General features: G+C 50.4%; 17 protein-coding genes. 4 read left to right on the plus strand and 13 right to left on the minus strand.

Features of this window, described 5'->3' with window-relative positions; all coding sequences use genetic code 11:
• Window positions 1–58: 58 nt before the first annotated feature.
• Together OHJ21_RS31380 and OHJ21_RS31385 are read right to left on the minus strand one after the other, a co-directional pair.
• Window positions 59–1453, minus strand: a complete 1395-nt coding sequence (locus OHJ21_RS31380) for an ABC transporter substrate-binding protein (RefSeq protein WP_100541423.1) — start codon at window positions 1451–1453, stop codon at window positions 59–61.
• A 46-nt stretch (window positions 1454–1499) separates the two neighbouring features.
• Window positions 1500–2336 carry a MurR/RpiR family transcriptional regulator gene (locus OHJ21_RS31385; protein ID WP_486022218.1) on the minus strand — a complete coding sequence of 279 codons (837 nt, stop codon included), beginning with the start codon at window positions 2334–2336 and terminating at the stop codon, window positions 1500–1502.
• A 226-nt stretch (window positions 2337–2562) separates the two neighbouring features.
• Between OHJ21_RS31385 and OHJ21_RS31390 the strand changes: the two genes are divergently transcribed.
• Together OHJ21_RS31390 and murQ are read left to right on the plus strand one after the other, a co-directional pair.
• Window positions 2563–3519, plus strand: a complete 957-nt coding sequence (locus tag OHJ21_RS31390) for a BadF/BadG/BcrA/BcrD ATPase family protein (RefSeq protein WP_486022220.1) — start codon at window positions 2563–2565, stop codon at window positions 3517–3519.
• Between the two features lie 51 nt (window positions 3520–3570).
• A complete protein-coding gene (gene murQ / locus OHJ21_RS31395; protein WP_486022222.1) occupies window positions 3571–4482 on the plus strand; it encodes an N-acetylmuramic acid 6-phosphate etherase in 912 nt (303 codons plus the stop codon).
• A 243-nt stretch (window positions 4483–4725) separates the two neighbouring features.
• Here the strand turns inward: murQ and OHJ21_RS31400 are convergent, their stop codons facing one another.
• The 8 genes from OHJ21_RS31400 to deoR form a co-directional block, all read right to left on the minus strand.
• Window positions 4726–5592, minus strand: a complete 867-nt coding sequence (locus tag OHJ21_RS31400; RefSeq protein WP_486022224.1) for an SDR family oxidoreductase — start codon at window positions 5590–5592, stop codon at window positions 4726–4728.
• Window positions 5593–5826: 234 nt separating this feature from the next.
• Window positions 5827–6789, minus strand: coding sequence for an MraY family glycosyltransferase (locus OHJ21_RS31405; RefSeq protein ID WP_326115746.1), 963 nt, complete (start codon window positions 6787–6789; stop codon window positions 5827–5829).
• Between the two features lie 521 nt (window positions 6790–7310).
• Window positions 7311–8612, minus strand: coding sequence for a pyrimidine-nucleoside phosphorylase (locus tag OHJ21_RS31410; RefSeq protein ID WP_100541419.1), 1302 nt, complete (start codon window positions 8610–8612; stop codon window positions 7311–7313).
• Between the two features lie 190 nt (window positions 8613–8802).
• Entirely contained in the window at window positions 8803–9510 is a 708-nt protein-coding gene (deoD, locus tag OHJ21_RS31415; RefSeq protein WP_076325327.1) for a purine-nucleoside phosphorylase, read from the minus strand.
• Between the two features lie 23 nt (window positions 9511–9533).
• Window positions 9534–10712, minus strand: coding sequence for a phosphopentomutase (gene deoB, locus OHJ21_RS31420; protein ID WP_486022227.1), 1179 nt, complete (start codon window positions 10710–10712; stop codon window positions 9534–9536).
• 79 nt (window positions 10713–10791) lie between these two features.
• A complete protein-coding gene (locus OHJ21_RS31425) occupies window positions 10792–11970 on the minus strand; it encodes a NupC/NupG family nucleoside CNT transporter (RefSeq protein ID WP_100541417.1) in 1179 nt (392 codons plus the stop codon).
• Between the two features lie 80 nt (window positions 11971–12050).
• Complete coding sequence (deoC, locus tag OHJ21_RS31430; protein ID WP_100541416.1) at window positions 12051–12716, minus strand: deoxyribose-phosphate aldolase; 666 nt, start codon at window positions 12714–12716, stop codon at window positions 12051–12053.
• A 394-nt stretch (window positions 12717–13110) separates the two neighbouring features.
• Window positions 13111–14046 (minus strand): DNA-binding transcriptional repressor DeoR, encoded by a 936-nt coding sequence (deoR, locus tag OHJ21_RS31435; RefSeq protein WP_486022230.1) that lies wholly within the window; start codon window positions 14044–14046, stop codon window positions 13111–13113.
• Here deoR and OHJ21_RS31440 point away from each other — a divergent pair.
• Window positions 14045–14233 (plus strand): hypothetical protein, encoded by a 189-nt coding sequence (locus OHJ21_RS31440; protein WP_326115753.1) that lies wholly within the window; start codon window positions 14045–14047, stop codon window positions 14231–14233. The two genes, deoR and OHJ21_RS31440, sit on opposite strands and share 2 nt — an antisense overlap.
• Here the strand turns inward: OHJ21_RS31440 and OHJ21_RS31445 are convergent.
• Window positions 14221–14955: a ThuA domain-containing protein gene (locus tag OHJ21_RS31445; protein WP_486022232.1), complete on the minus strand. Its 735-nt coding sequence runs from the start codon at window positions 14953–14955 to the stop codon at window positions 14221–14223. The genes OHJ21_RS31440 and OHJ21_RS31445 overlap by 13 nt on opposite strands.
• Before the next feature lie 294 nt (window positions 14956–15249).
• Between OHJ21_RS31445 and OHJ21_RS31450 the strand changes: the two genes are divergently transcribed.
• Window positions 15250–16128 (plus strand): AraC family transcriptional regulator, encoded by an 879-nt coding sequence (locus OHJ21_RS31450; protein WP_486022234.1) that lies wholly within the window; start codon window positions 15250–15252, stop codon window positions 16126–16128.
• Between the two features lie 503 nt (window positions 16129–16631).
• On the opposite strand, the gene rnhA is transcribed toward OHJ21_RS31450, so the two are convergent.
• Both rnhA and OHJ21_RS31460 read right to left on the minus strand, forming a co-directional pair.
• Complete coding sequence (rnhA, locus tag OHJ21_RS31455) at window positions 16632–17294, minus strand: ribonuclease H (protein ID WP_486022236.1); 663 nt, start codon at window positions 17292–17294, stop codon at window positions 16632–16634.
• A 28-nt stretch (window positions 17295–17322) separates the two neighbouring features.
• The gene (locus OHJ21_RS31460; protein ID WP_326097788.1) at window positions 17323–17547 is read right to left on the minus strand and encodes a hypothetical protein; all 225 of its coding nucleotides are present in this window, start codon (window positions 17545–17547) and stop codon (window positions 17323–17325) included.
• Window positions 17548–17767: the final 220 nt, after the last annotated feature.

Consider the following 17767-nt stretch of genomic DNA (forward strand, 5'->3'; position numbering starts at 1 on the left):
AAGGGAGTGGCCCGATCGTTCCTGCTAAGGACAACGGGACACCCCCTTATAACTTCAATTACTGTCCTAAAATCTGTTTGCCTTTATCCTTGAAGTCCTGCGCGATCTGCTCCGGTGTCTTCTCACCCGAGAACAGCGCCTGAATGTTCGGCTTCACCACTTGCTCCTTGAATTTCTTCTGGTTGCCTGAAGCCTCTGCATCGAGGTTCAGGGTCACCGGAATTTCTTTGAAGTTCGCAAAAATTTCCGCTGCTTTAATGGTGGATTCCGTACCGAGTCCTTTGCCTTCATAAAACTCCGCTTGGGATTTACGAACGAAAGGCAGCACCAGTTCATTCGCGGAATTGCCGGCTTTCGCGCCGCTCAGTCCTTCCATGATGAGGAACGTGTTCTTTGCATGCTCTTCGCCTTTATCCTTCTTCTGTTTGAACGCTACGTAGCCTTCACCAAACATGGAGGTCTTCCGCTCAGCCCCGTCGTTATGCGGAACCGGCAGCAGGACGAAATCGATTTTCGCGCCCTGTACAGTACCGCTGTCAATATCCTTCGCGCGGTTCTGGAGCATTACGTCATAGTAAGGAATCGCCTTGGACACGATCGCGGCTTCCTCTGCATAGAACAGATCCATCCGTTTGGCCGGCGTAATCGCTGCGGTCTCGGCAGGCAAATGCCCGGCTTTCATCAGATCGGACACGAATGTCATCGTATCCAGAATCCGCTCGTCGTTCCATTGGAACTCGCCTTTATCATTCAGAACATCCGGCATGCCGTTGCTGCGCGTCAGCATTTCCATGAAGTCCAGGGAAGTACCGTCGGTCACCAGCGCATACTGCGTATTGCCGTTCGGAAGTTTCTTGGTCAACTTCTCGGCAGCTGCCTTGAATTCAGTCCAAGTCCAGCCGTTCTCTTGAATAGCCTTCCAGTCGATGCCGGCTTCTTCAAGAATCTTCTTGTTGCCACCCCACGCCCAGAGGGATTGGTACAGCGGAAGTCCATATTGTTTACCCTGGATTTGGCCCAGCTCAAGCGTTCCCGGCAGGTAGTCGTTTTTGATCTCGTCCGTAATATAAGGGGTAAGCTCCAGTGCAAGGCCCGTATCCACATAAGCTCCATCCACTGCGTGGAAATAGAGGTCAGGCGGGTTACCGGCATTCAAGGCCACATCGAACTTCTTCGGACCCTCAGCCCAGGAGAGCACTTCGGTTTGGACTGTAATGTGCGGATACTTTTCTTTCAGATCCGCTACATGCTCTTTCAACTCATCTTCGTATTTACCATGAACCGGATAAGTCCAGACGACAACCGTATCCTGCTTCGGTGCGGCTTCACCGTTTCCTTCCGAAGTGGTTCCTGTTCCGCCTTCCGGAGTCTTCGCCCCGCCGGAACCGCCGCAAGCTGCGGTAAACACGAGCATTAAAGAAGCCAACAATGTAAGCCAACCTTTTTTCTTCATGTACTACTCCCCTTATCATTTATATATTTGTGGTTTTCGCTATGAACTAAAACCGCTTGATCGCTTGCCGGCTCTCATCCAGGTATTTCACTGAATTCTCGTAATTCCGGCTGGCGACGCCAAGATATAAAATATCGATAAGATTAAGCTGCGTAATACGAGAGGACATTGCGCCACTGCGAATCTCGTTCTCCGTAGAGGAAGTGTACAAGGGAATGTCCACCGATCGGCTCAAGGTAGAATCACCGTATTTGGTAATGCCAATCGTCTTGCATCCCTTCTCCTTCGCAATCGCTGCTGCGCGGATCACTTCATCCGTTTCACCGGAGTAGGAAATGCATACGGCCGCATCATCTGGAGTCAGCAGCACCGCCGAGGTGAGCTGAACATGAGGGTCCGGAAACGATATGCATACCTTGTTAATCCGCAAAAATTTCTGCTGGGCATCCATCCCGATCAGATTGGAAGCCCCTACCCCGAACATAAAAATGCGCTTCGACTGATCGAGGGCCAGAACGGCCTCTTCCACCTTCCCTTCCTCCATAATCTTCATCGTATCCCGAATCGATTGAATGTTGTTGTTCGAGACGTTCTGTATAATTGCAGAAATGCTGTCATTGGGCCGGATATCCTGATACCCGGTGGCTAATGGCTCCTGCAAGTCTCCGGCTACCTTCAGCTTCAGATCCTGATAGCCTTTGAAACCCATCGTTTTGCACAGGCGTACAATGGCAGCCTGACTGGAACCGCTTCGGACTGCAAGATCCGCGACCGACATCTGTATCATCTCTGCCGGTTCCTGCAAAATGAAGGCTGCAACTTTGCGCTCGGACGGATTTAATGAATCATACACCTCACGCAATCGAACCAATCCGCCATTCATTTCTTGCCCCCCCTTTACAAATAATCCTCTGACGATCACCTATATGTAACATTACCTTACACAACTTGAATGAAAGCATGACTGGTATCGCTTTCAATATCAGTGGATTGAGTTCATTATAAATTGTATGAAATTATATTTCAATACTTAATTCATGATTTAAAATTTTATTTTACAACACTTCCGTTTTCTCCTATACTGGATATAGAAAGCGAAGTGGTTCAATATGGAAATTTTTATCGGTGTTGATGGTGGCGGTACCAAAACCGAAGCAACCGCTATCAATGGCGCTGGAGAAGTGTTTTCCCGGTATACCGGAGGTTCCACCAATCCTTACATTGTAACCTTTGATAAAGCGATGGAGGAACTCCAAACGGTGTTGGATGGGCTTCTGGCACCTCTTTTTAATAAGTCATCATCATTCACATCAATATGTCTTGGAATGTCAGGTATAAGCTCTGCAGAAGAACGACGTCGTGTTCAGTCTTTCCTTCATTCCTATTTCCAGCAGCGGCAGCTCTCGATGCGTATTTACATGCGCTCGGAAGCCGAAATTTCATTAATGGCCGTACTGGAACGTCAGTATGGAATACTTGCGATCTCGGGAACCGGATCCAATACCTACGCTATAACCAAATCAGGAGACATCCACCGCGTCGGTGGCTGGGGACATCTTCTTGGAGACGAAGGCAGCGGCTATCAGATCGGACTTCAGACGCTGAAATCTGTCATTAAGAGCCACGAGGGCATTTTACCACCCACCATCATGAGCAGCCTGATTGTTGCAGCCTATCCTCTCCAGCATATTACCGATCTCAAATCTTACATTTACCAGCCCGCTATAACGAAACAGGATATCGCTTCCTTCGCCCGCTGCTGCATAGAAGCAGCCGAAACCGGTGATGAAGCGGCATGCGGCATCATCCGGCAGCAGGCAGAAGAACTGGCCGATACAACAAGCGCTCTCATCAGGCAGCAAGCTGAATTCGAAGAGAGTGAACTCGTGCGGATCGGCTCGATATTCAAACATTCACCCTTGTTTCGGGACACGTACGGCAGCGTACTGCTAACGCGTTATCCCCGCATCCGGTTCCCCGAAGGAAATCGTGAACGTACACCCGCCCATGGTGCGGCCCTGTTAGCCTGCAAGCTATTTACAGACGGCGTCTCTGACTTGCTGTAGCTTTACATCAGTGCCCGTCCATATTCCAAGGCAAAAAAGGAGACCTGTCTCATGACGAATATTCTAAGTCAATTGACAACCGAACAGCCTCATGAAAATACGCAAAACATTGATCAGTTGAGCTCAGAACAAATTATGATCCTCATCAATAGCGAGGATAGCCTGATCACCGATGCGATCCGCGAGCTTATTCCTCTTATAGCCAGAGCGGCAGATCTCGTCGTGGACGCTTTCCAGAAGGGTGGCAGATTGTTCTATATAGGTGCCGGAACCAGCGGCCGAATCGGTATTCTGGACGCATCCGAGTGTCCGCCTACCTACGGGACTGACCCTTCCATGGTGCAGGGATTGATCGCAGGTGGTTTCAGAGCCGTAAAGGAAGCTATCGAAGGTGCCGAGGATAGCGAAGAGTTAGGTGAACAGGATATCAATGAAAACGGTATCAATGAGAGGGATGTTGTCATCGGCATCGCTGCAAGCGGCCGTACGCCCTATGTTCTTGGGGCAATGAGATGCGCCAAGGAGCGTGGAGCTGTTGTCATCGGACTCTGTAATAACTACGAATCGCCGATGCATCAGTATGCGGATTTTGTGATCGAGGCTGTTGTCGGACCCGAAGTGATCATGGGCTCCACGCGTATGAAAGCCGGTACTTCGCAAAAGCTGATTCTGAACATGCTGACAACGACCGCCATGATTCGGATCGGCAAGGTGTACAAAAATCTGATGGTTGACCTCAACCCGTCCAATAATAAGCTTGTGCATCGCGCCAAACGCATCATAACCCTTGCAACGGGAGCATCTGAGGAGGATGTGGAGAAGGCGTACCATGAAGCCGGCGCCCATGTTAAAACCGCCATCGTGATGCTGCTTGCAAATGTCAATGCCGCGGAAGCTTCCAAACTTCTAGACGGTACCAGTGGATTTGTTCGCAGCGCAATCGATATGAAGACGACGAAGTAATATAACGTGTGCTTCTATAACGGATCATGAACATCTATCGTGAAATGAAACGGGATATCCTCAGATCATGTTGATCTGAAGGATATCCCGTTTATTCGTTCGCCAGTCTTGGTCCTTCATTTACTGGTAGTCATCATGTTGATGGGCCGATTCATCCCCACGTTCATTGTTGCCCGATCAGGCTCTTATCGGATCATTCAGTCATAAACCACTCTTGGAATCGGGCCTCTTGAACGCGTAAATTCATCGACCCTTGTCCGACTTCCAACCTACCTGTTCTTCACTCCATTCCCACAGACGAGCGGCCAGCTTCGGATCCCTTGCCTTGTCGGTGGTCTTCGCTGGTTTGCATTTGACGTAGTATTCCCCTGTCACATGCTCCACTTCAGGACTAGAAGCCAAATAAATCGCTGTCCGAGCTCCTTCGAGCGGCGTTAAGAAGAACGGACGAAGCAGCTTGTGGACCGCATTGCCAAAGCCTGTGTCCCGGTTCACGCCAATGCTGGTGCTGACGGCACCGGGATGAAGCGCATTGACCGTTACCCGCGTCGGCTGCAGCCGGCGGGCAAGCTCTTTCGTGAATAAAATATTGGCCAATTTGGACTGTGCGTAACCTTTGGCCACAGTGAATCCCTTATCGAGATTAGGGTCATCAAAATGAATGCTGCCCACTTTATGCGCGCCAGAGGATACATTTACGACCCTCCCCTGCCGGGCGTGCTGAAGGGGCTCCAGGAGCTCGTTCGTCAGCAAAAAATGCCCCAGATGATTGACCCCCATCATGGCTTCATATCCGTCCTGCGTCAGTTCCCGCTTGATGGTGACCACGCCAGCATTATTCACAAGAACGTCAAGCCGCTCGTATTTGGCCTTATAATCGGAAGCAAATGCCCTAATGCTATCAAAAGACCCCAAATCCAGCGTCATCAGCTCGATTTTCGAACTGCCGCTCTCCTGCAGCGCTTGCCGAAGAGCCGCTTCACCCCGCGATTGACTACGGCAAGCCATGATCACATGCGCTCCGCCTTTTGCCAGCTCCACCGTCGCAGCCAGGCCCATGCCGGAGTTGGCTCCTGTTACGATGATGATCTTTCCAGTCATGTCATTCATCCCGCTGACCTCCTGTTCGTATCCTTCCACCATTGTAATAAGAAAAACGACTATCGACGCACTTTCTCAGAAGACAGACCACATTTAGCGGAAGTTTTTCTTGCGAGATAAGGATGGTAAGCCTCTGAAGTTTATACTTTCTTATCTCTAAAAAAAAAGCCCCGCCACCAACATCGATTTGGAGACGAGACTTAAATAACGTACTGGAAAAAGCTGATGTCAGGCTTTCACGCCTCAGGCGCCGCCATTCATCGCAAGTATGATTGCAGCCAGACCGAAACATAGATTCAGCAAACACAGAAATACTAATGTCTGCTTCTGATTGAGTCCCGTTGCCAGCAAACGATAATGCGCCTGGGATGCATCGGCCTGATAGATCGGCTTGGACTGAATCATTCTGCGGATGACCACAATGATATTATCGAAGATCGGCACGCCCAGAGCGAAGATTGGAACGAATAAGGACGCCAGGGTTGCACCTTTAAACGCACCATCCAGGGCAATGATCCCGAGTATGAACCCGAGGAAGGTGGCGCCGGCATCTCCCATAAACACGCGGGCAGGCGGCTTATTATATCGTAAATATCCCAGCGCAGCACCTACAAGAATGACGGCAAGCAGCGCGGATTCGCCTCTACCCAGCGTAATCGCCACAACAAACAGCGTGCCTCCGGATATGGCGGAGAGCCCTCCAGCAAGACCGTCGATGCCATCCGAGAAATTAATGACTGTCGTTACACCGAAAATCCACAGAATCGTTAAGATGAGCTGCAGCCATTCCGGCAGGTTAATATACTGACCCGTAAACGGATTGTTGAATCCTTCAAACGCGATGCCATAGCTGTATACAACGACGGCTGCGCTGACCTGTACAATGAGCTTCGGCAGCGAAGCCAGTTCCTTGCCTTGGGACTTATACCAATCATCCACGAGTCCAATGCCAAGAATAAGAGCACTACCGATAAAGATGCCTACCGCTTCCCTTGAAATGGCGCCGGTAAGCGCAAAATAGGTGATGAAAAATCCGATGAATATGGCGACCCCCGCTGTCAGCGGTATCGGCTCGCGGTGTATTTTCCGCTCGCTGTCCGGTCTTGGCTTGTCCACAAAATCAAGCTTGATCGCAAGTTTGCGAAATGGCGGAATCAGTACCAATACCAGCACCATGGATATGACAAACGCTGCAAAATAGAGCATGGTTTCCTCCCAATAAATGATGAATAATGGAGAACATTGCATTCTAAGTATATGACTTATATCGAACTCTATCAACCTATCAAAAGAAAAAGGCTGCAGCATCAGTAGAATTTCTACTTAGCAGCAGCCCTCCCGGACTCACAGGTTAAGACTCCTTCTTCACCGCAAGTCCGACGATCATAACGATAAGTGCCAGCAAAGCAATCAACTGATCGATGGTCATGGCCAAAAGCCTCCTTCAAGCAGGATGGCTCTTGCCCGGGCTACACATCTCCCTCTCCCGTTAAATGCCTTACGTTTTTCCCCACTACCATCTTATGAGGGCTCCCACCCGTTTTATGACGGGGGCCGCCAAAAAACCTGCCCCCGTTCATAAAACACGAAAAAGGCAGGTTGCATCGGCATACCTTGGAAAATGAACACGATATAGGGATGAGATGTGTTATTCTCACGGAGAAGTAGACCCTCACCCCGATGCTCCCCAGGGTTGCGTTTATGACTCGCTTCGGATTAGGCTTCCCTTACTCCGTCACGATGTCATAAATCAATACAGGCGCATCCGCATGATCTGCAATCCGAATGCTCTCATACAGCTTCTGCTTCACGTCATCCACGTTCTCGCGGTTAGCATGAATGGTTACAAGGGAATCACCCTTCTTCACGGCATCGCCGACCTTCTTGTTCAGCATCAGGCCTACAGCCAGATCAATCTCGGATTCCTTCGTCGCGCGGCCGGCTCCAAGCAGCATCGCTGCGGTACCGATCTCATCCGCTACCAGCTCAGCGACAACACCGTCCTGCTGCGCAGGAAGCTCAATAAGGTACTTCGCCTTCGGCAGTCGGTCGGGGTGATCCACCACGGACGCATCTCCGCCCTGGTTCTGGATGAATTCCTTGAATTTCTCCAATGCTTTGCCGTTGCGGATAACCTCTCTGAGCTTCTCTTCGGCATCTTCAAGCGAATCTGCCTTCTGAGCGAGGTAAACCATCTGCCGGCCCAGAGCCAGGCACAGCTCCTCCAGATCCTTCGGACCCTCGCCGCGAAGCGCATCGATCGCTTCCTGCACCTCCAGCGAATTGCCGATCGCAGCCCCAAGCGGCTGGCTCATATCGGAGATGACAGCCATCGTTTTGCGGCCGACATTGTTGCCGATGCTAACCATGGCATGCGCCAATTCCTTGGCATCCTCCACGGTTTTCATGAACGCGCCTGCTCCGGTTTTCACATCCAGGACGATGGCGTCCGAGCCAGCGGCAATTTTCTTGCTCATAATGGAGCTGGCAATCAGCGGAATGGAATTGACGGTAGCCGTCACATCCCGAAGCGCGTACAGTTTTTTGTCCGCCGGGGTGAGGTTCCCGGTTTGGCCGATGACGGCGATTTTATGTTGATTCACAAGGTTCACAAATTCGTCTTTGCTGATCTCTACATGAAATCCTTCAATGGACTCCAGCTTGTCAATCGTTCCTCCGGTATGGCCCAGACCGCGTCCGGACATCTTCGCTACGGGAATATCCAGCGCCGCTACAAGCGGAGCCAGCACAAGCGTCGTGGTGTCGCCTACGCCCCCGGTGGAGTGCTTATCAACCTTGATTCCCTCAATTGCGGACAGATCAATCGTTTCTCCGGAGTTTACCATCGCCATCGTCAGGTCCGCCCGCTCCCGGTCCGTCATGTCCTGGAAATAAATCGCCATGTTCATGGCGCTCACCTGATAGTCGGGAATATCTCCTTTGGTATATCCGTCGATAAAGAAATTGATCTCTTCTGTTGTCAGTTCCTTGCCGTCTCGTTTCTTCGCAATTAAATCAACCATTCTCATCGTACATTCTCCTCACTGTTTGCGATGATTGTATTCCTTCCACGGGCATCACTACAAATGCGGATTGTTCTTCCGATCGCTGTTGCCCCCAGATTCCTTATATATCATTAATATTGTTGGAATCCGTGGGCAAAGGCGACCGCTTCGCTTCTCCAAAACAATTCCGCCTTCTTCGCTCGGGGCCGTTTCCTTACAACGAAATCGCCGTATCCAGCGCGACTTCCATCATCTCGTTAAACGTCGTTTGGCGCTCCTCGGAAGAAGTCTCTTCCCCTGTCAGCAAGTGGTCACTTACGGTCAGGATCGTCAGGGCGTTCACACCGAAGCGTGCGGCAATCGTGTAGAGGGCCGTTGTCTCCATCTCTACGCCCAGCACGCCGTGCTGCATCAGCTTCTCAACCACCGACTTGTCCTCACGGTAGAATACATCGGACGTGAACACGTTGCCGACATGCATCTTAAGCCCTTTCTCCTTGCCGCGCTCGTACGCGCCGAGCAGCAGCGGGAAGCTGGCGATCGGGGAGAAATCATAACCGTTAAAGTGGTGACGGTTCATGCCGGAATCCGAGCAAGCCGCCTGGGCCAGAATGACGTCGCGCACCCGAACATGCTCCTGCATCGCGCCGCACGTTCCGACACGGAACAAATTTTTTACGCCATAATCCCGAATGAGTTCATTGACATAAATCCCGATAGAAGGCACGCCCATGCCCGAACCTTGCACGGAGATGCGTTTTCCTTTGTAGGTTCCCGTAAATCCGAGCATGCCCCGAACTTCGTTATAGCAGGTCACATCCTCCAGATACGTCTCTGCAATAAATTTAGCGCGCAGCGGGTCACCTGGCAGCAGAATCGACTCCGCAATGTCTCCCGGTTTCGCTCCAATATGTGTACTCATGTCCCATTCCTCCACATTTTCGATTATTTCAAATCATTCAAAAAGCTTGTTCCGTGCTCCGGCAGCTTCACGCCGAAGTTGTCCGCAACCGTAGCGCCGATGTCGGCAAAGGTCTTGCGAAGCGGCAGTTCCTTACCCTCCGCAAAACGTGGAGAATAAACAAGCAGCGGCACGTATTCACGCGTGTGGTCCGTTCCTTTGTAGGTCGGATCATTCCCGTGGTCGGCCGTGATGATCAGCAGATCCTTTTCCGTCATCTTCTCGAACACCTCGGGTAAGCGCTGATCGTAATCCTCCAACGCTTGGCCATATCCTTTCGGATCGCGCCGATGTCCGTATACCGCATCGAAATCCACGAGGTTCAGGAAGCTCAGTCCCTTGAAGGATTCACCCAGGGTTTGCACCATTTTATCCATGCCGTCCATATTCGATACGGTTCTGACTGCCTTCGTAATGCCTTCGCCATCATAAATGTCGGAAATTTTCCCGAGGGCAATGACGTCTAGACCAGCATCCTTCATCTCGTTCATCGTGGTACGTCCGAAAGGCTTCAAGGCATAGTCATGCCGATTCGCCGTACGCTTGAAGCTCCCCACCTCGCCAATGAATGGACGCGCGATGATCCGTCCGAGCATATAAGGATCTTCCAGCGTAATTTCGCGGCAGAATTCGCAAATTTCATACAGCTCCTTGAGAGGAACCACATCTTCATGCGCAGCGATTTGAAGCACGGAGTCCGCCGAGGTATAGATGATCAAAGCCCCCGTTTTTACATGCTCTTCGCCGAGCTCTTCGATAATCTCCGTTCCGCTGGCGGGCTTGTTGCCGATGACCTTGCGTCCGGTCTTCTCTTCGATGCGCTGGATCAGCTCGTCCGGGAACCCGTCCGGGAACACGCGGAATGGCGTATCGATATACAAGCCCATGATCTCCCAGTGACCCGTCATGGTGTCTTTGCCATTCGAAGCTTCCTGCATCTTCGTATAGTAAGCCCGAGGTTTATCCGAGGCCGGGACTCCCTCGATCTCCCGAATGTTGGACAGCCCGAGCGCTGCCATATTCGGCATGCTGAGCCCGCCGCATTCGCGGGCGATATGACCCAGCGTGTCGGATCCGATATCGTCAAAATCAGCCGCATCCGGTGCTTCACCGATACCTACAGAGTCCAATACGATCAAGTGAATTCGGTCAAAACGTTCCATATCCATTGCTCCCCCTCATATATGAGTTTTTAATCAAACTATCCATAAGGCTCGCTTGTAGTAGTCCTTCAAACCTGGCTTACAGGAACAGTCCGGTAATCGTGGCCGACAGCACGCTCACCAGCGTTGCGCCGTACAGCAGCTTGAGACCGAAACGCGCAACCACGTTCCCCTGCTTCTCGTTCAGGCCTTTGACCGCGCCGGCAATGATGCCGATCGAGGAGAAGTTCGCAAAGGACACCAGGAATACCGATACGATACCCACGGTGCGTTCGGACAAATTCGTGAAGTTGGCCAGATCGAGCATCGCAACGAACTCATTCGATACCAGCTTCGTAGCCATGATGCTGCCTGCATCCACTGCTTCTTTCCAAGGCACGCCCATGACAAAAGCAAATGGAGCAAAAATATATCCTAACAGCTCCTGGAAGGTGATTCCGAAAATCATATCAAAAATGCCGTTGATCATCGCGATTAAAGCAACGAAACCAAGGAGCATTGCTGCAACGGTAATCGCTACCTTGAAACCGTCCATGATGTACTCGCCCAGCATCTCGAAGAAGGATTGCTTCTCCTCTTCCTGCACCTCCAGGATATCCTCTTCCTTATCCACCTTGTAAGGATTGACGATGGAAGCAATGATAAATCCGCCAAACAGGTTCAGTACAAGCGCGGTCACCACGTACCGTGGCTCGATCATGCTCATGTAAGCACCGACGATCGACATCGATACGGTGGACATCGCGGAAGCACAGAGCGTATACATGCGGTGCTTCGGAATTAAGGCGATCTGTTTTTTTACCGAAATAAACACTTCGGATTGCCCCAGGATCGCTGAAGCTACCGCGTTGTAAGATTCCAGCTTACCCATGCCGTTGACTTTACTCAAGACGAGACCGATATATCTTACGATAAACGGCAGTACCTTAATATATTGAAGTATACCAATCAATGCGGAAATAAACACGATCGGCAGCAAGACGTTCAGGAAGAACGGACCCGCACCTTCATTCGCAATGCCGCCAAACACAAACTCGATCCCGGCTCCGGCGTAGTCAAGCAGCGCTTTAAACGTATTCGCTATCCCTTTAACAAGATACTCGCCGACATTGGTGTTCAGCAGTATAAATCCAAGGATCAGCTGCAGCACAATCATGACAGCCAGCGGACGGTAACGGATGTGACGCTTATCATTGCTGATAAGGAACGCAAGACCGAATACGACCAGCAAACCTAGTATGGCGATTATATATTTCATCGTCGTTGTTCCCCCATAGGTGATTTTTTTGATATGACACGGCTATAGAATCATCGAAAACCGGATATTCACAAAAGCATTTAGTAGGAAGAGCTGGATTGGCCGCCTTCCATAATTTTCACGCCGGAGCTGGCACCGATCCGCGTTGCCCCCGCTTCGATCATGCGATCCATATCTTCCTTGCTGCGCACGCCGCCGGAAGCCTTAACGCCGATATTCTCGCCAACGGTTTTGCGCATCAAGGCTACGTCTTCCGGCGTCGCTCCGCCCGTGGAGAACCCTGTTGAGGTCTTCACGAAATCGGCTCCCGCTTGCACGGACAGCTTGCATGCACGAACCTTTTCTTCCTCCGTCAGAAGGCTTGTCTCAATGATGACTTTAACCAGGGCTTTGCCTTTAGCTGCATCCACTACAGCTTGGATATCTTTCAACACGAGCTCATCATTGCGATCTTTGAGCGCTCCAATGTTGATGACCATATCAACCTCCGTAGCCCCGTTAGCAATAGCGTCCTTCGCTTCATAAGCTTTTACCGCGGATGTTGCAGCTCCCAGAGGGAAACCGATAACCGTGCATACTTTGACGTTGGTGTCCGCCAGCTGCTCAGCACAGTAGGATACCCAAGTCGGGTTCACACAAACCGAAGCAAACTCGTACTTTTTGGCCTCTTCTGTAATTTTCGTAATCTCGGCTTGGGTTGCATCCGCCTTCAAGAGCGTGTGGTCGATCATTCCTGCTATATTCATCTGGTTAAAACACTCCTTAAACTGTTTTTTAGCAATCTTGTAAAAGCGCTATCATAACGCTTAATCCTTTAGACGGGACCATCATATCACAGCCTTGAACATATGTAAAACACATATTGAAAATATGTTCATTCCGATTTATGGCAATGATATTTATCATTGTTGACTAAAACGACAATTGATCATTCAGGAATAATCTAACAATTCACTACGTTTACTATGCTCTATACCCGATCAGGGTAAACATAATCAGATAATAAGATCCGTTTCCTGTTATAACAGCTATTTTTAACGTACTAAAAAACACCTCATCCAGGCGAGGCGCGAAGCTGTAACGGCTTCTAATCTCCCTAAAACGAGGTGTCTATAAAATATCCAAATCAAGTTGAGCATTTCATGATAACAAGGCTTGCGCCGTAAACTGGTCCGTCACCAGGATGTTTGCATACTTGCCGATCAGCGCAGCTCGAATGGCATCTACCTTTCGCTGCCCGCCTGCCACGAGAATGGATTTCTCCTTGTGCCGGAGATCATCCAAATCAATGCCTACCGTACGATTGTTAATATCCTCGCTGCACACCGTGCCCTCCGCATCAAAAAAACGGGAGCAAATATCGCCCGCGCCGATCCGCTGCAGCAGTTTCTGTTCTTCCTTGCTAAGATAGCCGAGCCTGAACAGCAGCGCGTCCTCATGAACGGTGCCCACCGTGAACATGGCGATGTTGGCTTGTTTGCCTAATTGGATAATCCGCTGGATATGCCGGTCCCTCTCCACCATTTCTTTCAGCTCGGTGGTGTCAAAGATGACGGGCAGCGGCAAATATCTCGCCATCGTGTGGTATGCCTCGGCAAACAGATTGACGATCTCTGCGGCATACGTGTTCACATGCGAATGGCTGACGCCGCCCTTCAACTGCACGACCTCGACGCCCCGAACGGGCTTCTGCTGCAGCTGAAGCGCCACGGCATGCATGGTCGTTCCCCAGGTTACGCCGATAATATCGGCATCCTGGACCGTTTCATGCAGGTAATCGGCCGCCCTTTTGCTGATATGCTTCTGGATTTCGCGGTATTCATTGATGGGAGAGTAACTCACCAGCACCTGTTCCAATCCGTACTCCTTCTTCACCCTTTCGCCCAAAGCGTCCAGGTCCTCGAGAGGGTCCACAATGCTGATCTGCACGTAGCCCTGCTCCTTGGCGTGCTGAAGGAGCCTGGAAACCGTAGGACGTGAAACGCCGAGCTTTGTCGCGATATCCTGCTGGCTGTAATCCGACATATAATACAATCTTGCTGCCTCGATGCTAAGGCGCTGTTTATCCTGATCCATGATCCAACCCACTTTTATTTATGTCGTAACCGAATTGGGTACATTATACATTGTTCTTAGGCGGATTTCGATAGCCGCCGTTATGGTCAAAATAAACAAGCGCCCGATCAACGGTCGTATTCCTGACATCTCAGGCAATACAACGTTGACGACGGACGCTTGCAAGGGATCGGCCTATACCGGCTGAACGTATTCGAGCGGAGATACCCGGCCATAGGAGGTCTTGGCGCCTTGGATCGGCGCCGCCCAGGCGACGGCATTGGTAATTACCTGTTGAATTTCAGGTTGATGGTAAGTAGGGAATGCTTCATGACCCGGTCTAAAATAGAACAGCTTCCCGCGTCCGCGCTTGTAGCAGCAGCCGCTGCGGAATACCTCCCCGCCTTCGAACCAGGAGACAAACACCAGTTCATCCGGTGCCGGGATCTCAAAGCGCTCACCGTACATTTCCTCCTGCGGAACCTCGATATATTCTCCAAGGCCGCTAACGATCGGATGGCTGGGATCAATGACCCACAACCGTTCCTTCTCACCGTCATCGCGCCATTTCAGTGCGCCTGTGTTCGTGCCGAGAAGGCGCTGGAAAATCTTCGAGCCGTGGCCGGAATGCAGCACGATGATCCCCATGCCGTCCAATACGCGCTGGCGCACTTTTTCCACGATATCATCCCGTACTTCGCCGTGAGCCACATGCCCCCACCAGATCAGGACGTCCGTTGAAGCAAGTACTTCATCTGTTAATCCGTGTTCCGGATCATCCAGCACGGCCGTGCGTACGACAAATTGTGTGTCCTTCTCCAGAAAATCAGCAATCGTCCGGTGGATGCCTTCGGGGTAAATCTTTGCGATCTGTTCATTATGTCTCTCGTGCCGGTATTCATTCCATACCGTTACATTGATATTAGCCAAGAGTATGGCCTCCTTTAATATTAATATCCTACGCTCTTCCGTCCAGCTGGAAACCGTCGTTCTCTGGTTCTTGTTTGCATCCCCGTAACGTTGTATCCAGTGCATGACCATTGCCGTTAACCACATCGATAAAAGCCTGCAGCTGATCTCCGCGGAAAGACGTCCGTAAGACCTCTTATACATTCATCCCAAGTATAGGCTGTGTTACAATGAACGGGAATGTGTGAAAGTTACTCTTTTTGTACAAAAACGACTTCACGTTTTTTTGGGGAGAGGGTGGAATTCGTGCTATCGATGAACGCGGACTATGTGCCAAGAATCAAACTGATGGGATTTGTCTCCTACAAGAACCCCTGGATTCATTTCAAGCGGAACACACACGAGTATATTCTGTATTTCGTGAAGAGCGGCGAGCTTCATATGCGGGAGAACGGCGTTTCCCATGTGCTCAAGAAAGGCGACTTACTGGTCCTTGAACCGCATCTGGACCACGAGGGAACCCAGAAACATCCCTGCGACTACTACTATATTCATTTTGAACACCCCGATATTCATCATGCGCCCGAGCGCCCCTTATCCTTGCTGGCCAAACAATGGATCATGGGCGAGAACCAGACGACAGGCAAGGATGAGAACAGACAGCTATATTTCCCCAAGACCTGCACGCTAACCCAGAAAAAAAGCCTTCATCATATGTACCATGCTCTTGGCGAAATGCTGCAGCTGTACAGACGAAAGCACTTTAACCGCAGTTTGACCGCACTCAAATTCATGGAAATGCTGATCGAGCTGTCCCGCGAGAGCCTATTCGATGAGCTGGAGAAGAACAGCCCGCACACCAAGTCCTATATGAAGGTGCATGCGCTCCTTGACTACATCCATGAACATTACGCCGAGAAAATCATCAGCTCGGATATCGAACAGCGCTTCGAATGCAATTATGATTACATCAATCGGGTGTTTGCCAAGCTTACCGGACATACGATCATGCGATATGTGAATCAGGTACGAATCAATCATGCGAAGGAATTAATCGAGGCCACGCACCTCAGTTTCGGAGAGATCGGGTATCTAACCGGCCTGGAGGATCCGTTTTATTTCAGCAAGGTGTTCAAAAAATATGTCGGCATGTCCCCCAATCAATACTATAAGCAGGTCCGTGAGAAGGAATAAGGTTAAACGTGCTCGTCGCTGGCTCCCGGTATAACGGTCATCGTATCGTGAATAGATCCACAGCAAGCGTTGCGCCTGACCTCCGGCCTTGGGGATAACCGTCTCCTCCCTCGAGTTTAAAGGGGAGTTATGCTTGCACTTCTCCACATTTGTTCACAAACGCTGGATAACTTCCATGAAATATAAGATCGAAATTGGATGTATGTGGAACGAACGGGGATAATGTTTATAACTCTGTGTATAACGAACTCATTCATCATGTTATGCACAGTCCTTTGGATGTGAAGCAAACGTCCTTCGTTTGAATTATCCACATGCTTCGATTTGGACTTTTTTGCATTCGAGCCCTAAATCAATGGAGTATCAAAAAAAAGCGAAAACAGGGAAACCCTCCCTGTCTTCGCTTTATAATTGTAAGGGTGCCGCCCAGTGGCAACAAAAACGTCGATATCAAACCTACGGTTTGATACAACTTTGAACGGTTTCCTTCTGCTATCCCTCATTTATTTGCGTCCGTAATCTGCCTTTATCTCTCCCCAGCTCTTCGTTTGCCATTTCAGCACCTTGTTCTCATATGTATTGGTACGGAGCCAGTGCTCAGCCCGGTCCACCAGATCCCAGATCTCTTTGGTGGACGCATCGCGCGGCAGCGTGGAGACCACCTTCTTCTGCTTCAGCCATTTGAGCGCATTCATGGAATCGCTGTACACCGTCTTGGTGCTGCCGATTTTCTTCAGGTAAGCCAGCGCGTGAACGATAGCCAGAAACTCGCCGAGATTGTTCGTTCCCTTCGAAATCGGTCCGCACGAGAACAGAATATCTCCCGTTTGTGTATCCACGCCTTTGTACTCAACGGGTCCGGGGTTTCCCCGCGTCCCCACGTCCACGGAGATGCTGTCATAATCGATCTCGCCTGGGTCTTCGGCGGCAGGTGCGCTGCTGCGCTTGTAGCTCTTGGAGCCTGAGCTGCCCGATTTGCTTCCGGACTGCTGCCCCCAGTAATTTTTATAGCCTGCCGCATAAGCCTGTTCCGCTTCGCTCCGGGATTCGAACGCCTTGAACTTCGCGCCTGTAAACTGATTGACCTGCTGCTGGCAGTCGCCCCAGCTTGTATAAATTCCGGGCACTTTACCTACCCAGACTACATAATATTTTTGCTTCGCCATCATAAACCTCCATCCTGAACTAACCTCTCTAGCGTACTATATCACATCCTCCGAAACCAACAAAAAAAGCGCCATCGTCTCCGATCCGCTTTCTGTGTTTGATCTTATTCCATTGTTCCTGTTTGGTCGGCTTCACTCTCACATGCTGTGACAGCGCACTGTAATCTTCGTTGGTCTTTCTCATCGAGACGGCTGACCATGTTCCGGCACGTTCCGCTTTGCGGAGCGCTTTTTGCGTTTTGGTACGGGCCATGAGGCTCACACTCCTTGTATTATGGAATTCCCTTATATTGTACGGCAAAAGAGGCGGGAATGGAACAAAAGTCGCTCAGGATCCGCCACTCCGCATGAACGATCCCTGCAATATATTCCTTCTCGTTAACCATAGTAGAGATTTCATTTTCCGACTCATCTGTATCTCCTCTCCTTACTTAATAAAACCTATGATATAATACGGAATCATTGGAGAATAG

The organism is Virgibacillus sp. LDC1, from assembly GCF_025792345.1.
In the GTDB taxonomy this organism is placed as follows: domain Bacteria; phylum Bacillota; class Bacilli; order Paenibacillales; family Paenibacillaceae; genus Paenibacillus_AQ; species Paenibacillus_AQ lautus.

What these genes read in the sequence shown, in the direction of transcription:
- OHJ21_RS31380 (WP_100541423.1), bottom strand. Translation starts at nt 1,453, where the DNA reads ATGAAGAAAAAAGGTTGGCTTACATTGTTGGCTTCTTTAATGCTCGTG.
- OHJ21_RS31385 (WP_486022218.1), bottom strand. Translation starts at nt 2,336, where the DNA reads ATGAATGGCGGATTGGTTCGATTGCGTGAGGTGTATGATTCATTAAAT.
- OHJ21_RS31390 (WP_486022220.1), top strand. Translation starts at nt 2,563, where the DNA reads ATGGAAATTTTTATCGGTGTTGATGGTGGCGGTACCAAAACCGAAGCA.
- murQ (WP_486022222.1), top strand. Translation starts at nt 3,571, where the DNA reads ATGACGAATATTCTAAGTCAATTGACAACCGAACAGCCTCATGAAAAT.
- OHJ21_RS31400 (WP_486022224.1), bottom strand. Translation starts at nt 5,592, where the DNA reads ATGAATGACATGACTGGAAAGATCATCATCGTAACAGGAGCCAACTCC.
- OHJ21_RS31405 (WP_326115746.1), bottom strand. Translation starts at nt 6,789, where the DNA reads ATGCTCTATTTTGCAGCGTTTGTCATATCCATGGTGCTGGTATTGGTA.
- OHJ21_RS31410 (WP_100541419.1), bottom strand. Translation starts at nt 8,612, where the DNA reads ATGAGAATGGTTGATTTAATTGCGAAGAAACGAGACGGCAAGGAACTG.
- deoD (WP_076325327.1), bottom strand. Translation starts at nt 9,510, where the DNA reads ATGAGTACACATATTGGAGCGAAACCGGGAGACATTGCGGAGTCGATT.
- deoB (WP_486022227.1), bottom strand. Translation starts at nt 10,712, where the DNA reads ATGGAACGTTTTGACCGAATTCACTTGATCGTATTGGACTCTGTAGGT.
- OHJ21_RS31425 (WP_100541417.1), bottom strand. Translation starts at nt 11,970, where the DNA reads ATGAAATATATAATCGCCATACTAGGTTTGCTGGTCGTATTCGGTCTT.
- deoC (WP_100541416.1), bottom strand. Translation starts at nt 12,716, where the DNA reads ATGAATATAGCAGGAATGATCGACCACACGCTCTTGAAGGCGGATGCA.
- OHJ21_RS31440 (WP_326115753.1), top strand. Translation starts at nt 14,045, where the DNA reads ATGATCCAACCCACTTTTATTTATGTCGTAACCGAATTGGGTACATTA.
- deoR (WP_486022230.1), bottom strand. Translation starts at nt 14,046, where the DNA reads ATGGATCAGGATAAACAGCGCCTTAGCATCGAGGCAGCAAGATTGTAT.
- OHJ21_RS31450 (WP_486022234.1), top strand. Translation starts at nt 15,250, where the DNA reads ATGAACGCGGACTATGTGCCAAGAATCAAACTGATGGGATTTGTCTCC.
- rnhA (WP_486022236.1), bottom strand. Translation starts at nt 17,294, where the DNA reads ATGGCGAAGCAAAAATATTATGTAGTCTGGGTAGGTAAAGTGCCCGGA.
- OHJ21_RS31460 (WP_326097788.1), bottom strand. Translation starts at nt 17,547, where the DNA reads ATGGCCCGTACCAAAACGCAAAAAGCGCTCCGCAAAGCGGAACGTGCC.